Genomic DNA, 16,128 nt, shown 5'->3' with positions numbered 1-16,128 from the left:
TCGGAGAAGTCGTACTGGTACAGCTGGAGCAGGTTCGCCAGCACCGGTTTGTCCGCCTCGGCCACTGCCGCGAGTTCGACCTCCACCCGCGTCAGTGTCGTCGACCCCGTGCGTGCCCGCGACCGATTTAGGACGCCGTCGCCGCCGTGCGCACCGCCAGTAGCTCCTCGATCGCCGCCACCGCCAGGGCTGCCGCGTTTCCCTCTCCGTACGGGTTCCCTACCTGGGCCGGCCGCAGTTCCCCGCTCAGCAACCGCGCCGCGAGGTCCACGATGCGGGCCGTGTCCGTTCCCGCCAGCCAGGCGCAGCCCGCCTCCACCACCTCTGCGCGCTCTGTCACGTCGCGCAGGACCACCACCGGGGTGCCGAACGTCGGGGCTTCCTCCTGGATTCCGCCCGAATCCGTCAAGACCAGGGAGGCCAGGCGCAACGCGCGGACCAGGTCCGGGTACTCCAGCGGGTCCGTCACCGTCACTCGGGGCAGGCCGCCCAGTGCCGCCTCGACCTGGGTGCGGACCTGGGGGTTCGGGTGCGCTGGGAACAGCACCTGGACGTCCGGGTGCTCGGCCACGATCAGCTGCACCGCCGCCAGGGTTCGCTCCAGGGGTTCGCCCCACGACTCGCGGCGGTGGGATGTCACCAGCACCAGCCGCTCGCCCGCCTCCGCGATCTCCATCTCCAGCAACGCCAGTGCCGTGTCGCGGGCGGGCAGGTCGCGGGCCGCGATCGTCAGGACCGCGTCGACCACCGTGTTGCCCGTCACCGCTATCTGTTGCCGCGCAACGCCTTCCGAACGCAACGCCGCCGCCGCGCTCGGGGTCGGTGTCAGGTGCAGTGCCGCGATGCGGGACACCATCTGACGGGCGCCCTCCTCCGGGAACGGTGCCGCGAGGTCGTGGGTGCGCAGCCCCGCCTCCAGGTGGACCACCGGGATGCCGAGCCAGAACGCCGCCAGCGCGCCGGCGAGTGTCGTCGTCGTGTCGCCCTGGACCACCAGTGCCGCCGGGGTGTGCCTGCGCAGGACGTCGTCGAGCGCCGGGAGCAGGCCCGCCACCAGCTCGGCCTGGCCGCCGGTGACCCGCGGTGGCACGTTCAGCCACACGTCCACGGCCAGCCCGAACGGCTCCAGTGCCTGCTCGACCATGCCCGGGTGCTGGCCGCTGTGGACCACGACCGGGCGCAGCACCGGGTGCGCCGCCAGCGCCAGGGCCAGCGGCGCGAGCTTGACGGCTTCCGGCCGCGTCCCGGCCAGCAACATCACGTCCACCCCGTGCCGCCCCTTCTCCACATCGTCCATTGTCCGGCAATTTCCACCCGGCGGGCCGCCGGCGTGCGAGGGGCGCACGCCGGCGGCCGCCTGCTCAATCCCGCGCCGGGGAAAGACGGCGGTTGCGGCGGTGGACGGCGATCAGCGCGACGGTCCCGAGCAGGACCAGCAGCACGCCGAGGGCCAGCCACCACCCGATGTCGGCGCCGGTGGCGGCGAGGGTGCCCACCCCGCCACCGGCCACGCCGACCCCGGCGCCCGGCATCTTGTACATCTCCGACCTCACTCAGGCTTGCGCGGAACGGCGGCGGAAGATGCGGGTGCCGACCGGCACCGCGACGGCGCCGAGCAGGCCGAGCCCGATCCAGAGGCCGGCGCCGGACGCCAGCGGCATCGGCGGCGCGGCCGGGCCGCACGTCGCCGACGACACGATCACGTCACCCGAGCCGAGCGCCTTGAGCCCTTCGCCGAGCAGCTTCACGTGGACGGCGTTCACCGTGAGGCTGCCGTCCTTGTTCTTGATCTGCTCGTTGAGGATGATCGTCGCGACGTTGAGCGCGCCGAGACCGACCTTGATCTGCGTGTTCGCGGCCGGGGCGGCGTCGACCGCGCCGACGCTGCCGAGGTTCGCGCCGACCAGCTTCGTGCTGCCTTCGACGCCCTTCTGCGTCGCGGTGCAGACGGCCTCGACGAGCTTGATGCCGACGTTGCCGAGCGCCGCCTTGAGCAGCGGCAGCGTGACGTCGGCGGTGCTCGCCTTCGCCGTCACCGCACCGGAGTTCTCGTCGCGCTTGGCCTCGGTGTTGATCGCGCCGGCGGTGAGGATGCCGGTGAGGTCGACCTTCGCCAGGCTGCTGCTCGTCGGGCCTTCGGTGTTCGCGGCGGCGAACGGGCCCGCCTTCACCGCGTCCTGGCCGAGCAGCTTGACGTCGACCTTGACGCCGTACGCGGACCCGTCGCCGGGGGCCGCCGAAGCGGGGGCCGCGCCGGCGAGCACGACGCTCGCCACGACCGCGGCGAGCAGGCCGCCGCGGCGCACGAGGGAGCTCTTCATCAAGTGGTCCTCCGAATTCGCTGGATTTATCCGGGGTGCGTGACGGCGGCGCGGATCGAACCGGCTTGCCTCGACTCGGCACGCGGATCGACTATCGCGAAGACCGCGCCGAATAGCACACAAAATTTCCCGAATCACCGGATCGGGTATCGCTCGGCGCCGTTTCCGCTGGTCGTTTTCGATATCACTCGGATGGCGTAACAAGTTCCCTGAAGGACCAGCCGATTGGGGCGGCGTTTCCACCCCTCCGAGTGGAAACGCGCGGCACACATGTCCTACGCTCGCCAGGGGTCCGCAGCTTGATCGGGAAATCGGCACCGAGAGGAACGTCGTGGCGGTAGCGAGCGCTCCGAACTCAGGAATGACAAGGTTTCCGCTGGTACTGGCGCTGAGTGCGCTGGCCGCGGCGGGTGTCGTGGTGGTGCTGGCCGAGCGGTTCTACCGCGAACTGGAAGTGCGGCTCGCCGGCGTCATCCTCGATCTGTTCACTACATCGGGTGTTTATGTCGCCCCCGATCGGGAGTCCGTTTACTTTGGGTTGACCAGTGCTGCTCCGTTCGGGTTGAGAATGACGCCGGAATGTTCTTCGGCGTTCCTTTTGCTCCCGCTGCTCGTTGTGACCATGGTCATGCTCTACTTCCGGCCGTCGAATGCGCGGCGGCTCTTCTTTTCGCTCGGCATTTCCGCGGCCGTCGTCGTACTGGTGAACCAGCTGCGCATTCTGACGATCGTCGGGCTCGTGCACGGGTTCGGCACGGACGAGGGCTACTACTGGGGTCACACGCTGCTCGGCTCGATGGTCAGCGTATTCGGCGGGGCCGTCTCGATCGTCCTGTTCGTCTGGCTCGCCACGCGGAAGAAGAAGGCATGAGCGTCAAGGTCCTGCTCGCGATCACGCAGGCGTTCGCGCTCACCATGAGCGTGGCGTTCCTCGTCTACGTCGTGGTGATCGTGGTGCCCTACCTGCGCCGCAAGCCCGCCCCGGTCGGTGACCCGGCGGACTTCACGTGGCACTTCTTCGTGCCGTGCCGCGACGAGCAGACGGTCATCCGCGAGACCATCCGCTACCTGCGCACGACGTTCCGCAAGGCGCACGTCTGGGTCGTCGACGACGACTCGGAGGACCGCACCGCCCGGGTCGTCCGGATGCTGTGGCGGCGGCACGGCGGCTACGACCCGTACCTGCACCTGGTGCCGCGCGTGCGGCCCGAAGCCCGCACCGGCAAAGGCGACGCGCTGAACGCGGCCTACCGCGCCCTGAACGACTGGATGGGCCCGGACGCGAGCCGCGACGACGTCGTCGTGGTGGTCGTCGACGCCGACGGCCGCCCGGCCCCGAACTGCCTCGAGGTCTGCGCGGCGGGCCACCTCTTCGGCGACCCGGAGATCGGCGCGGTGCAGCTCGACGTGTGGATGGGCAACGCCGGCACCCCGCCGCCGAGCCGCAACCCGGTCGGCCGCTGGTTCGGGCTCAAGCTCGCTCAGCTGCAGGACCTGGAGTTCCGCACGGCGATCGCGGCGATCCAGACGTCCCGCGGCTTCACCGGCACGATCTCCATGGGCGGCAACGGCCAGTTCACCCGGCTCACCGCGCTGGATTCGATCGCGGGCGACGACGAAGAGCCGTGGCGCGGTTCGCTGCTGGAGGACTTCGAACTCGGCGTCCACCTGCTCACCGCGGGCTGGCGCACCGGGTTCACCCCGGATTCCCATGTGTCGCAGGAAGGTCTGTACAGCCTGCGCCGGTTCCTCGTGCAGCGCACGCGGTGGGGCCAGGGCACCATGCAGTGCGCCCGGTACCTGCGCCGGATCTGGGACTCGCCGCACGTCAGCACGCTCGGCGCGGCCGAGATGATGTACTACCTGGCCCAGCCGTGGCTGCAGCTGCTCGGCTCGCTGCTGTACCCGATCCCGTTCGTCCTGCTGGTGATCGGCACCGCGGGCGATCCGGCGCAGATGTGGACGTGGTTCACCGACGGAGCCTGGATCCTGTTCGCCATCTACGGCTCGTTCGGGCTGCTGCCGTTCCTCGTCTGGGGCCCGATCTACCAGCTGAAGTGCCTGCGCAGCAAGAACATCCTGCGCGGCCTGGGCATGGGCTTCGCGTACGCGGCGTACATCTACACGTTCTACGTGACGTCGTGGCGCGCGCTGTTCCGGCTCGTCCGCGGGCGCAACGGCTGGGCGAAGACGCGCCGCAACACCGAGCAGGCGGCCGGGGTGAAGGTCGCGCTCGACGCGTGAGCGCGACCTCCACCCGGTGGGTCAGAACGCCGGGACGATCCGGACGTCGTCGGCCTTGACGAAGGCGATCCGGTGCCCGAACTGGATCTGGACGTACTTGAGCTTGCCCTTCACCACGACGTGGTTCGCCGGGTCGAACGTGGTCGCCCAGTAGTACTCGGAGCCGACCGTCCCGCCCGAGGAGTACTTCTGGCCGGCGGAGAGCGTGTACGGCAGCGGCGTGATGGCCTGCACGGTGACGCCGGCCGGGTAGGCCTCCGGTTCGGGGTAGGCGCGGCCGTAGACCGGCACGGTTGCGAGGCCGGGCTTCGGCGTCACGACCCAGCCGAACGCGGGCTTCGCGACCCGGGCGTTGCGCGGGTTGTGGAACCAGCCCTTCTGGCCGAGGTACCAGATGGCCGTCCAGTCACCGCGGACTTCGGCGACGGCGTACCGCTGCCCGGTGGCGACCCGGCTGCCGACGTCGGCGACGTCCATCGTGGACGGCGTCCCCTTCGGGTGCAGGCCGACGTCGACCAGCAGCGGCGAGGACTCACTCGGCTCCGAGTGCAGCACCACGGCCTCCGAGCCCCGCAGCGTGCAGGGCGTGCCGCTGCCGGACTTGTCGCAGCCGGTGAACGCGGGCTGGTTCTTCGCGAAGTCCGGGTCGATGGTGACCAGCGACGAGCCGGGCAGCCCGAACCCGCCGAGCGGCGCGCCCATCAGGTCGAAGTAGTGCGCCCAGTCCCAGTAGGGACCCGGGTCCCAGTGCATGCCCGCGATGGTCGCCGGCGTCGTGCCCGGCACGTTGTCGTGGCCGATGATGTGCGCGCGGTCGAGCGGGATGCCGTACTTGCGCGCGAGGTGGCCGACGAGCTTCGCGCTCGTGCGGTACATGGCCTCGGTGTACCAGGTGCCCTTCGCGGCGAAGCCCTCGTGCTCGATGCCGATGGACTTCGCGTTGACGTACCAGTTGCCGGCGTGCCAGGCGACGTCCTTGGTCGGCACGTGCTGCGCGATCAGGCCGTCGGCCGAGCGGATGCTGTAGTGCCAGCTGACGTACGTCGGGTCCTGGACGAGGTCGAGGACGTTGGCCCAGTAGCCCTCCGTGTCGTGGATGACGATGTGGTCGATCTTCTGGCTGTCCGGCCGGTCCGCGAGGTCGTGGTTGCCGTAGTCGTTGTTCGGCAGCTCCTGGTACGGCGCGGGGACGGACTCGCAGGTCACCTTGCGCGGGCATTCGACGTTCTTCGGCGTCGTCTCGGCGTGCTGGGGGACGGCCAGGCCTGGGGTCGGGCTCAGGGTGACCTGCTGGCCGTCGTCCGTGGTCCGGGTGATGCCGGTCTTGATCGTGTCGAAGACCTCGTCGGCGAAGGTCCGCGCGGCGGCCTGGTCGGCCGAGCCGCTGTAGCGGGCGACGGCGTTGTACCAGTTGTCGTCGGTGTTGTACTTCGCGAGGAGGGCCGCGCCGCCGCGGATGTTCTGCCTGGGGTCGGTGCGCAGCGTTCGTGCGTCGGTTTTCAGCAGCCGCGCGGCCTCGTCGACGGTCTGCAGCGTGGGCGGCGGGGCCGCGGGGCCGGCCTGCGGGTGGACCGCGGGGCGGGCGTCGTCGCCCCGGGCGTCTTCGGTGCCCTCGTCGTGGTGGGTGCCCGCCACGCCGGCCTCGCGGAGGTCGGTGAGGTGCATGGGGCCGTAGCCGGCCGAGGTGCTCGGGGTGCCGGCGTTCGTGTCCCAGCGGGACTCGAGGTAGGAGACGCCGAGGAGGATGTTCTCCGGGACGCCGAACTCGGCCGCTGCCGTCGCGAAGTCGCGTTGGCGTTGGGCGGTGGTGTCGGCGTACGCCGGGGTGGCGAGGCCGGTGAGGAGGGCTACGGCCGCGACTGCGGCCGCCGTTCTCGGAATGGGGTGGGACATGGGCAATGAACCCCCAGGGTGCAGGTGCCAGAGGTGAGAACCTAACCAGAAACTCACGTTCGGGGTAAGGGCTGCCCGGGTCGGCTCGCGGCGATGTCATGAACGAGTCGTTCATGACGCTGGATGTCATGAACGACTCTTTCATGACAGGGGTGACCCCAAAGAGGCCGGTCAGGGCCCGTCCGGCGGCTGTGTCGCACGTCGGGTGGACCCTCCTTGCACGACTGGCACTCACGTGGCTAGAGTGCTAAATGCACGGCCCGACAGCCCCGGCACCCGCGACGGCGGGGGTGGTAGAGCCGTAACCACATCCTGCCAACGCTTTCGACGACCGTGGAGGTCAACCCGGTGAGCGTGAACATCAAGCCGCTCGAGGACAAGATCGTTGTCCAGACGAGCGAGGCCGAGGAGACGACCGCTTCCGGCCTCGTCATCCCCGACACCGCCAAGGAGAAGCCCCAGGAGGGCAAGGTTCTGGCCGTGGGCCCGGGCCGGATCGACGACAAGGGCAACCGCGTCCCGCTCGACGTGAACGTCGGCGACGTCGTCATCTACTCCAAGTACGGCGGCACCGAGGTCAAGTACAACGGCGAGGACTACCTCATCCTGTCCGCCCGCGACGTGCTGGCCGTCATCAACTGACGTCCGCTCGCAGCGCATGACGCCCCGGGCCCCGCAAGACCGGGGAGCGGGGCGTTCTTGCGTTCAACGAAAGGTAAGCGGAACACGCTATGCCCAAGCAGATCAGTTTCGACGAGGACGCTCGTCGCGCGCTGGAGCGCGGGGTGAACAAGCTCGCCGACGCGGTCAAGGTCACCCTCGGCCCGCGCGGCCGCCACGTCGTGCTCGACAAGAAGTTCGGCGGCCCGACCATCACCCTCGACGGTGTCACCGTCGCCCGTGAGATCGAGCTCGACGACCCGTTCGAGAACCTCGGCGCGCAGCTCGCCAAGAGCGTCGCCACCAAGACCAACGACGTCGCCGGTGACGGCACCACCACCGCGACCGTGCTCGCGCAGTCGCTGGTGAAGGTCGGCCTGCGCAACGTCGCCGCCGGTGCGAACCCGACCTCGGTCGGCCGGGGCATCGAGGCCGCCGCGGAGAAGGTCATCGAGGTCCTCAAGGCCAAGGCCACCCCGGTCAAGGGCCGCGAGAACATCGCCCAGGTCGGCACTGTCACCTCCCGCGACGCCAACATCGGCGCCCTGCTCGGCGAAGCCGTCGAGAAGGTCGGCGAGGACGGCGTCATCACCATCGAGGAGTCGTCGACCCTGGCGACCGAGCTGGTGATCACCGAGGGCGTCCAGTTCGACAAGGGCTTCCTCTCGGCGCACTTCGCGACCAACCCGGAGGAGCAGAAGGCGATCCTCGAGGACGCCTACGTCCTGCTGCACCGCGAGAAGATCTCGGCGCTGGCCGACCTGCTGCCGGTGCTGGAGAAGGTCGTCGAGGCCAAGAAGCCGCTGCTGATCATCGCCGAGGACGTCGACGGCGAGGCGCTGTCCACCCTCGTGGTGAACTCGCTGCGCAAGACGATCACCGCCGTCGCGGTCAAGGCGCCGTTCTTCGGCGACCGCCGCAAGGCGTTCCTGGACGACCTCGCGGTCGTCACCGGCGGCGAGGTCATCTCCGCGGAGATCGGCCGCAAGCTGTCCGACGTCGACCTCGGCGCGCTGGGCAAGGCCCGCCGGATCGTCGTCACCAAGGACGACACCACGATCGTCGACGGTGACGGCTCCAAGGACGCCATCGCCGGGCGGGTCGCGCAGATCCGCAAGGAGATCGAGACGACCGACTCCGACTGGGACCGCGAGAAGCTGCAGGAGCGGCTCGCGAAGCTCGGCGGCGGCGTCGCGGTCATCAAGGTCGGCGCGGCCACCGAGACCGAGCTGAACGAGCGCAAGCACCGCATCGAGGACGCCGTGGCTTCGACCAAGGCGGCCGTCGAGGAGGGCATCCTGCCCGGCGGCGGTTCGGCGCTGGTCCACGCGGTCAAGGAGCTCGAGGGCGACCTCGGCCTCACCGGCGACGAGGCGACCGGCGTCCGCATCGTGCGCGACGCGCTGTCGGCCCCGCTGTTCTGGATCGCGACCAACGCGGGCCACGAGGGCGCGGTCATCGTCAACAAGGTGCAGGAGCAGGGCTGGGGCCAGGGCTTCAACGCGGCCACCGGCGAGCTGACCGACCTGCTGGCGGCCGGCATCGTCGACCCGGTCAAGGTGACCCGGTCCGCGGTGGCGAACGCCGCCTCGATCGCGCGTCTCGTGCTGACGACGGAGTCGTCGGTCGTCGAGAAGCCGGCCGAGGAAGAGCCCGCCGCGGCGGGCCACGGCCACTCGCACTGACGCAGTACGCGAAGCGGGGCGGCATCCCACCAGGGGTGCCGCCCCGTTCTCGTCCCCGCCCAAGGGGCACTTTCACGTGAAAGTGCCCTGTCCTTGAACGGCACGGAGGGCGGCACCCCACCCGGTGCCGCCCTCCGATGTTTGTGGCGTGCTCAGCCGCGGGACATGCTGAGCGCGCGTTTGTCCGATTTGATGATGTGCTCCCGCTCGGACTCCGAGAGCCCGCCCCAGATGCCGTACGGCTCGTGCACCGCCAGCGCGTGGCTGCGGCACATCTCCAAGACCGGGCAGCTCAGGCAGACGGCCTTCGCCCTGGCCTCTCGCCGTGCCCGCGCCGGGCCGCGCTCGCCGTCCGGGTGAAAGAAGGACGCGCTGTCCATCCCCCGGCACGACCCTTCGAGCTGCCAGTCCCACATGTCGGCGTTGGGTCCTGGGAGCCTGCGCGTGTCTGCCATCCTGACCGCCTCCGTCATTCGGTCGATGCCGCTAGCTGCTCTGCTGTGGTGCCGATACTCCATTCGGTGCAACGGCGGTAACGTTAGAAGCGCGCCAATAGTTGTTCAAGCGATTCGGGTCGATTCAGCCGTTAGGCATCCCCCGGATGTGTGAGCAGGGGTTTCGCCTCCGGTTGCCGACTGCGCTGGGTGCCTGGATATTGAGCCTCGTGGGAGCTGGGTCGGGCACCGAAGAACCCACCCTGCCGGTGGCCTCGGTCGCCCGCCGGCTCGGGGTCGCGCCGTCCACCCTCCGAACCTGGGACCGCCGCTACGGACTGGGACCCAGCCGGCACACCGACGGCCGCCACCGCCGCTACGGCACCTCCGACATCGGCCGCCTCGAACTGATGCAGCGGGCCCTCCTCAGCGGTGCGTCGACGGCCGAGGCGGCGCGCTACGCCCTCGAGCAGATGCCCCGATCCGGGCCGCCCCAGCCGGCGGAGCCCGGTGAGCCGCCCGAGACCGAAGCGGTCGACGACGGCCACGAGGTCCGGTCCCGCCTGGCCCGCCGCCTCAGCACGGCGGCGCTCGCCATGGACGTCGGCGCGGTCCAGCGGATGCTCGCCGACACCATCGCCGAACTCGGCGTGCTCCCCGCGTGGACCGGCGTGATCGAGCCCGTGCTGTCGGCGCTCGGGGCACGCTGGCGCGGCGCGAGCGCGGGCGCCGAGGTCGAGTACCTGCTGGCCGAGTGCGTGTTCGCGGCGCTGGTCCGGGCCACCCCGGTGCTCGACGAGCCGCGCAACACCCGCCCGGTCCTCCTCGGCTGCGTCCCCGACGAGCGCGACTCGATGCCGATGTACGCCCTCGCCGCGTCGCTGGCCGGACGCCGGATCGGCGCGCAGCTGTTCGGCGTGCCGCTGCCGGCCGAGGTCCTCTCCGTCGCGGTGCGCCGGAGCGCGCCGGCCGCGGTGGTGCTGTGGGCCCACGGCCGCGGGGTGGCGGACACGCGGCTGTTCGCGCGGGTCTCGCGCGGACGCCAGCGCAGCCGGCTGTTCGCCTGCGGCCCCGGCTGGGACCCGGCGGCCCTGCCGGACAAGGTGGAGCTGCTGACCGACCTCCCGGGCGCGGCGGACCGCATCGAACACGTCCTGGTCGGCGGCCGTCGGTAGAACGATCATGTTTTTGTCGGTCCCACCCACTAGAAAGGACGGGTGCACGAACCCGCCCTGAGGGCCGCCGCGTTCGGCAGCGGCCCGCTGCCCGCCCCCGCCGTCACGCGCGGGGCCGTCAGCCTGCGGGAACGCCTGCTCGCCGCCGTCGTCCTCGGTGCGGAGGGGCGGTACGCCGCCGCGGCGACCCTCCTCGACGCACTCCGCCGCGCCGGTGACCCGCTCCTGGCCTCGCTGGCCGCGAGCACCCGCGCGTCACACCTGCGGCAGCTGGGCGGGCACCGCCGGGCCCGCCCGCTCGACGGCGCGGCCTTCGCCACCGCCGCCCCCCTCGAATCCGAGCCCGACCCGGACGGCCTGGACGCCGCCGGCGCGCGCGCCGACGCCCTGCTCGGCCTGGCCGCCGACAACCTCGCGCTGGGCAGGCTCACCGCCGCCCGCCGGCTCGCCGGGCGCGCGCGGGCCGAGGACGCCGGGTGGCGGGCCGAGGTCCGCGGGGGCTGGGTCGGCGCCGAAATCGAGCTCGCCGCAGGTCAGGGCGCCGATGCCGTGCCGCACGCCGAGCGCGCCTGGGAAACCGCGCTCGCGCGGGGTGCGCGGCGGCACACCGTGAAATCCGGGATTGTGCTGGCCGTGGCCCTGCGGGCGGCCGGAGCTCCCGATCACCGGAAGATTTCGGACGACCTTGTCGGAAATGCAATGGCGACGGCGGAGGAATGCGAACTCCTTTCACTTTCGTGGCCGGCTGCCCTCGTCGCGGCCGACCTGCGCCCAGGACACGCCGAGGAGTATCGATTCAGAGTGGCGCAGGTGTTGCACGCAGTGTTACGAAGCGCAGATCCTTGCGGGAGGAGGGTTGCGGGGGAATCACCATGGGTCCCCGTCCCGGGTGGTTGAGCCGTCGGAATGGGGTGTTCCGGCATCCGGGCTAAGAAAGTTCAAAAAAAGCCACCGGATCGTGTCAAGGTTCGGGCTAAAGCGTCCGATAGGGGAAGAGGAATGTCACCCGGCTGCAGGAAGGAAACCCCGTGACGACGGTCTTGATCTGCGACGACCGACGCAGTGTCCGTGAAGGGCTCACCCGAGTGATGTCCGCGGTCCCTGGGGTCAGTCGCATCGACTGCGTAGCGCACGGTGACGAGCTGCTGGCCCGGTACTCCCGTCAGCCCGTCGACGTCGTGCTGGTCGGGACGCAGCGCGCGGTCCCGACGGGTGTCGAAGCCACCCGGCGGCTCGTCTCGGCCAACCCCCAGGCGAACGTCATCGTCTTCGGCGCCCCGGACGACGCGGGCAGCATCGCCGCCGCGATCGCCGGCGGTGCCCGCGGCTACCTCCGCTGGGACGCGTCCCGGCCGGAGCTGGTCGCCGCGCTGGCCCACACCCTCGCGAGCACCTCGGTGCCCGCGCCCCGTCAGCCGTCCGACCCGGGCGTCCAGCTGACCGAGCGCGAGCTCCAGGTACTCCGCGGGATGAGCCAGGGCAAGAGCAACGGCCAGATCGGCCGCGAGCTCTACCTGTCCGAGGACACGGTCAAGACCCACGCCCGGCGGCTGTTCCGCAAGCTCGGCGTGCGCGACCGCGCGCAGGCCGTGGCCCACGGCTTCCGCCGCGGCCTGGTCAGCTGACCTGCCGCTCTCCCCGTTCCTGACACGGCCGGTTCCCAGGTGACGACGGGCCAGGGCGTTCCGCCCTGGCCCGCACCTATGTGGTCCCCATCACACTCCGGCGTTCGACGTGGCGGATTCCCGTCTCGCCACCCCGCCCCTCCGGCGGATCTCGTACCCGCGGCCAGGCTCGCTCGTTGAACCGGCGACCACGACCGCGGGTCTGCAGGACGACCCGTATTTCACGGCTCTGCCAGCCACGCCACGCCCGGGCGCACCGCGCCCGCCGGCCCGGAGTGAGCCGACGGTACGGTAGCGGTCACCGGTGCGCGGTGGAGGCGACCACGGGCCGGGTTCTTTGCACACCTACACGTAACACTGGGACTGTTGTCTGCGATGGCCAATGTGGGGGATGGACTGGATGAGCCGGTCGCCGCTGCTGTCGAGGGAGATCCCCAGGCAGTGGAGCGGCTGCTGGCTGCTATCCGTCCACTGGTAGTGCGGTATTGCCGCGCCCGGGTTGGCAGGCAGGAGCGATCGTTCGCTTCGGCGGACGACGTTGCGCAGGAGGTGTGTCTCGCGGTGCTAACGGCATTGCCCTCGTACCGCGATCAAGGCCGCCCATTTCTGGCCTTCGTCTACGGGATCGCCCAGCACAAGGTGGCCGACGCGCACCGCGCGGCGGCGCGCAACCGGGCCGAGCCCGTGGCCGAGATCCCCGACGAGGTCGAGGGCGGGGTCGGCCCCGAGCAGCGGGCGCTGCAAGGTGAGCTGAACGAGCGGATGTCCCAGTTGTTGCAGGTGCTGCCGGACAAGCAGCGGGAGATCGTGGTGTTGCGCGTGGTCGTCGGCCTGTCGGCGGAGGAGACCGCGGACGCGGTCGGTTCCACCCCCGGCGCCGTCCGCGTCGCCCAGCACCGCGCCCTCGCGCGGCTGAGAAAGGTCCTGGCCGCGGAGGAGGTGATCTGAGTGACCGGTCACGAGAAGAGATTCGAGCCGGATGACGTCTTCGGCAGTGGCCTGACGGCGTCGGAGGCGGAGTTCGCCGCCGACCTGTCGGCGGTGCAGGCCGACGACGCGCTGCTCGACGCGCTCGGCGGGTCCGACCCGGCGCTGGCCGACGGTCTCGGCGACCAGGAGCTCAACGCGTTGCTGGTGGCGTGGCGAAGAGACATCGACAGCGAGCCACTGGCCGAGCTCGTCGACGTCGACACCGCCGTGCGCACCGTCAGCACCGCCGCTCTCGCGAAGCGGCACGCTTCGAGCGGACGCCGCCGCAGGCTGCTCGTCCCGGTCGCCGTCGCCGCCGCCGTGCTGGCGATCGCGTTCACCGGCACCGGGCTGGCCGCGCGCTCCGCGCAGCCCGGCGACACCCTGTGGGGTCTCGCCAAGGTCCTCTACGCCGACCACACCCGTTCCGTCGAGGCGGCCGCGACAGCGAAGCTCGACCTCGAGAAGGCCAACCTCGCCATCGCCGGCGGCAACCTCGACGCCGCCCGCCAGGCCCTCCAGGACGCCCAGGCCGCCCTGTCGCAGGTCACCGACGAGGAGAACCGCGACCAGCTGATGGAGCAGCACCGGCAGCTCGCCGCCCAGCTGCAGAACCCGGAAGCGCCGGTCCAGGGCCCGATCCAGACCTCGATCCCGTCGCCCTCGCCGGGCGCGCCGACGAGCCAGGCCCCGCCGGCCGGCTCGGCGTCGTCGCTCCCCGGCAGCGGCAGCGGCACCACCAGCCTGCCCGGCAGCAACACGCCGACGCCGACACCTCCGCCGCCGACCACCGAGACGCCGACCCCGACGCCCACCCCGCCGCCGACCAGCACGGTCGCCAGCGGCAACGAGCCGGGCACGCCGCGCAGCGAGTCCGCGGGCGGTCAGTCGCAGGGCGTCGGCGAGACGCCGTAGGACACACACGGAAAAGCCCTGGTGAGGAAACTCACCAGGGCTTTTCTCTGTCCGGGTCTCTTTCCGGGGGAGCGCTCAGTAGGCGCTTTCGTTGGCCGTGACGCCGTCGGCGAAGCCGCGGCAGTAGTCCCAGCTCACGTAGTCGCCGGGGTTCGGGTCGTAGGCCGGCTCGTGCGGGCGCATCCGCCCGTCGGCCAGCAGCTGCTCGAGGCTGGCCCGCAGCAGGTGCCAGTCGTGGTAGTGGGGTTCGTCGCACTCGCCGCAGTCGACCACGATCCCGCGCACTCCGCGGGGTTCGAGCAGGGCCTGGTAGACCGCCAGATCCGAGAGATCGGCCAGCAGCTCGGTGCGTTCGGAGTCGCTGATCGGCTCGTCCAGCCGGTCCTCGGGGTCTCCGAATGCGCGGGCCGGGTCATCCGGGTCGTCCGCGAACGGGTCTGGAGGCAGGACATCGTGCGCCACGGCCTGCACGGTACCGGGCCGCCCGGCCGGCCCGCCCACCGCCCGGGGCGGGCGACGAGCGGCGGATATCATGAGGGGAAGGCTCCGAGTCGCCGTTGATCTTGATCAGGAAAAACACGGCGACACGCTCATCCCGCGCCAGGAAGGCCCTTCACCCGCTATGACCAGCGACGGCATCACCGCCCCCGTTCCGGCCAAGTTCGCCATGCTCGGCCTGACCTTCGACGACGTGCTGCTGCTGCCGGCCGAATCGGACGTCGTTCCCAGCGCCGTCGACACGAGCTCCCGGCTGACCCGGAACATCACCCTGGGCGTCCCGCTGGTGTCCGCGGCGATGGACACCGTCACCGAGGCGCGGATGGCGATCGCCATGGCCCGCCAGGGCGGCATCGGCGTCCTCCAGCGCAACCTGCCGATCGACGAGCAGGCCGCCGCGGTCGAGGTCGTCAAGCGGTCCGAGGCAGGCATGGTCACCGACCCGGTCACCTGCGCGCCGGACGCGACGCTGGCTGAGGTCGACGCCCTGTGCGCGAAGTTCCGCATCTCCGGCGTCCCGGTGACCGACGCGGCCGGCACCCTGGTGGGCATCATCACCAACCGCGACATGCGGTTCGAGGTCGACCACAGCCGCCCGGTGTCCGAGGTCATGACGAAGGCGCCCCTGGTCACCGCCCAGGTCGGGGTGTCGGCGGACGCCGCGCTCGGCCTGCTGCGCCGGCACAAGATCGAGAAGCTGCCGATCGTCGACGGCGCGGGCAAGCTCCGCGGCCTGATCACGGTCAAGGACTTCGTGAAGACCGAGCAGTACCCGAAGGCGACGAAGGACCCGGACGGCAGGCTCATCGTCGGCGCCGCGGTCGGCGTCGGCGTCGACGGGCACAAGCGCGCGATGACGCTCGCCGAAGCCGGCGTCGACGTGCTGATGGTCGACACCGCGCACGGCCACTCCCGCGCGGTCGTCGACACGGTCGCGCTGCTGAAGAAGGAGCTGGGCGAGTCGGTCGACATCGTCGGCGGCAACGTCGCGACGCGGGCCGGGGCGCAGGCGCTGGTCGACGCGGGCGCCGACGGCATCAAGGTCGGCGTCGGCCCGGGCTCCATCTGCACCACCCGGATCGTGGCGGGTGTCGGCGTGCCGCAGATCTCGGCGATCTACGAGGCCGACCAGGCCGCCCGCCCGGCGGGCATCCCGGTGATCGGCGACGGCGGCATCCAGTACTCGGGCGACATCGCGAAGGCCATCGCGGCCGGTGCGTCCACGGTGATGCTCGGCAGCCTGCTGGCCGGCACCGCCGAGTCGCCCGGTGACCTGATCCTGGTCAACGGCAAGCAGTTCAAGGTCTACCGCGGCATGGGTTCGCTGGGCGCGATGCAGTCCCGCGGCCAGGGCAAGTCGTACTCGAAGGACCGCTACGCCCAGGACGACGTGCTCAACGAGGACAAGCTGGTCCCCGAGGGCATCGAGGGCCGGATCCCGTTCCGCGGCCCGCTCGCCAACGTCGTGCACCAGCTCGTCGGCGGCCTGCGGGCCGGCATGGGCTACGCCGGTGCCGAGACGATCCCGCAGCTGCAGGAGGCGCAGCTGGTCCGGATCACCGCGGCCGGGCTCAAGGAGAGCCACCCGCACGACATCACGATGACGGTCGAAGCCCCGAACTACACCACGCGCTGAGTCCGCCCGATCGGACATTCCGCTTCCCTGCCTGGATCGCGAGACTGGGTCTCCGGCGATCAGGGAGGGAAGC

The 16,128-nt window shown here is 71.0% G+C and carries 16 protein-coding genes; 10 read left to right on the top strand and 6 right to left on the bottom strand.

The window, feature by feature from the left end; all coding sequences use genetic code 11:
- Positions 1 to 127: 127 nt before the first annotated feature.
- From wecB to BLW76_RS04915, 3 genes are all read right to left on the bottom strand, one after another.
- Positions 128 to 1,267 (bottom strand): non-hydrolyzing UDP-N-acetylglucosamine 2-epimerase, encoded by a 1,140-nt coding sequence (wecB, locus tag BLW76_RS04925; protein ID WP_091304767.1) that lies wholly within the window; start codon positions 1,265 to 1,267, stop codon positions 128 to 130.
- Positions 1,268 to 1,361: 94 nt separating this feature from the next.
- A complete protein-coding gene (locus BLW76_RS04920; protein ID WP_091304643.1) occupies positions 1,362 to 1,541 on the bottom strand; it encodes an LPXTG cell wall anchor domain-containing protein in 180 nt (59 codons plus the stop codon).
- Positions 1,542 to 1,553: 12 nt separating this feature from the next.
- Positions 1,554 to 2,321: a choice-of-anchor protein CoaP gene (locus tag BLW76_RS04915; protein ID WP_091304642.1), complete on the bottom strand. Its 768-nt coding sequence runs from the start codon at positions 2,319 to 2,321 to the stop codon at positions 1,554 to 1,556.
- Between the two features lie 361 nt (positions 2,322 to 2,682).
- Between BLW76_RS04915 and xrtP the strand changes: the two genes are divergently transcribed.
- Together xrtP and BLW76_RS04905 are read left to right on the top strand one after the other, a co-directional pair.
- The gene (gene xrtP, locus BLW76_RS04910; RefSeq protein ID WP_208613219.1) at positions 2,683 to 3,192 is read left to right on the top strand and encodes an exosortase P; all 510 of its coding nucleotides are present in this window, start codon (positions 2,683 to 2,685) and stop codon (positions 3,190 to 3,192) included.
- Complete coding sequence (locus tag BLW76_RS04905) at positions 3,189 to 4,565, top strand: XrtP-associated glycosyltransferase (RefSeq protein ID WP_091304641.1); 1,377 nt, start codon at positions 3,189 to 3,191, stop codon at positions 4,563 to 4,565. Before xrtP ends, BLW76_RS04905 begins: the two co-directional genes overlap by 4 nt.
- Positions 4,566 to 4,586: 21 nt before the next feature.
- Here the strand turns inward: BLW76_RS04905 and BLW76_RS04900 are convergent, their stop codons facing one another.
- A complete protein-coding gene (locus tag BLW76_RS04900) occupies positions 4,587 to 6,458 on the bottom strand; it encodes an N-acetylmuramoyl-L-alanine amidase (RefSeq protein WP_091304640.1) in 1,872 nt (623 codons plus the stop codon).
- A 348-nt stretch (positions 6,459 to 6,806) separates the two neighbouring features.
- Here BLW76_RS04900 and groES point away from each other — a divergent pair, with 348 nt between their 5' ends.
- Positions 6,807 to 7,100 carry a co-chaperone GroES gene (gene groES / locus BLW76_RS04895; RefSeq protein WP_004559922.1) on the top strand — a complete coding sequence of 98 codons (294 nt, stop codon included), beginning with the start codon at positions 6,807 to 6,809 and terminating at the stop codon, positions 7,098 to 7,100.
- An 89-nt stretch (positions 7,101 to 7,189) separates the two neighbouring features.
- Positions 7,190 to 8,803, top strand: a complete 1,614-nt coding sequence (gene groL, locus BLW76_RS04890) for a chaperonin GroEL (protein WP_091304639.1) — start codon at positions 7,190 to 7,192, stop codon at positions 8,801 to 8,803.
- A 152-nt stretch (positions 8,804 to 8,955) separates the two neighbouring features.
- Here the strand turns inward: groL and BLW76_RS04885 are convergent, their stop codons facing one another.
- Positions 8,956 to 9,258, bottom strand: a complete 303-nt coding sequence (locus BLW76_RS04885) for a WhiB family transcriptional regulator (protein WP_043786654.1) — start codon at positions 9,256 to 9,258, stop codon at positions 8,956 to 8,958.
- 209 nt (positions 9,259 to 9,467) lie between these two features.
- Between BLW76_RS04885 and BLW76_RS04880 the strand changes: the two genes are divergently transcribed.
- The 5 genes from BLW76_RS04880 to BLW76_RS04860 all read left to right on the top strand — a co-directional run bounded on the left by BLW76_RS04880 (position 9,468) and on the right by BLW76_RS04860 (position 13,921).
- Positions 9,468 to 10,412, top strand: a complete 945-nt coding sequence (locus tag BLW76_RS04880) for a MerR family transcriptional regulator (RefSeq protein ID WP_091304638.1) — start codon at positions 9,468 to 9,470, stop codon at positions 10,410 to 10,412.
- Between the two features lie 42 nt (positions 10,413 to 10,454).
- The gene (locus BLW76_RS04875; RefSeq protein ID WP_091304637.1) at positions 10,455 to 11,309 is read left to right on the top strand and encodes a hypothetical protein; all 855 of its coding nucleotides are present in this window, start codon (positions 10,455 to 10,457) and stop codon (positions 11,307 to 11,309) included.
- Positions 11,310 to 11,440: 131 nt separating this feature from the next.
- Entirely contained in the window at positions 11,441 to 12,037 is a 597-nt protein-coding gene (locus BLW76_RS04870) for a response regulator transcription factor (RefSeq protein ID WP_003073605.1), read from the top strand.
- A 375-nt stretch (positions 12,038 to 12,412) separates the two neighbouring features.
- A complete protein-coding gene (locus BLW76_RS04865) occupies positions 12,413 to 12,985 on the top strand; it encodes a sigma-70 family RNA polymerase sigma factor (protein WP_026468912.1) in 573 nt (190 codons plus the stop codon).
- Entirely contained in the window at positions 12,986 to 13,921 is a 936-nt protein-coding gene (locus BLW76_RS04860) for an anti-sigma-D factor RsdA (protein WP_091304636.1), read from the top strand.
- Between the two features lie 75 nt (positions 13,922 to 13,996).
- Here the strand turns inward: BLW76_RS04860 and BLW76_RS04855 are convergent, their stop codons facing one another.
- Entirely contained in the window at positions 13,997 to 14,392 is a 396-nt protein-coding gene (locus BLW76_RS04855; protein WP_003073549.1) for a DUF5319 domain-containing protein, read from the bottom strand.
- Positions 14,393 to 14,543: 151 nt separating this feature from the next.
- Here BLW76_RS04855 and guaB point away from each other — a divergent pair, with 151 nt between their 5' ends.
- Positions 14,544 to 16,055: an IMP dehydrogenase gene (gene guaB, locus BLW76_RS04850; RefSeq protein ID WP_091304634.1), complete on the top strand. Its 1,512-nt coding sequence runs from the start codon at positions 14,544 to 14,546 to the stop codon at positions 16,053 to 16,055.
- The last annotated feature ends 73 nt before the right edge of the window (positions 16,056 to 16,128 follow it).

The sequence above is a fragment of the Amycolatopsis tolypomycina genome (assembly GCF_900105945.1).
Taxonomy (GTDB): Bacteria; Actinomycetota; Actinomycetes; order Mycobacteriales; family Pseudonocardiaceae; genus Amycolatopsis; species Amycolatopsis tolypomycina.
This window is presented reverse-complemented; position numbering and strand designations above follow the sequence as displayed.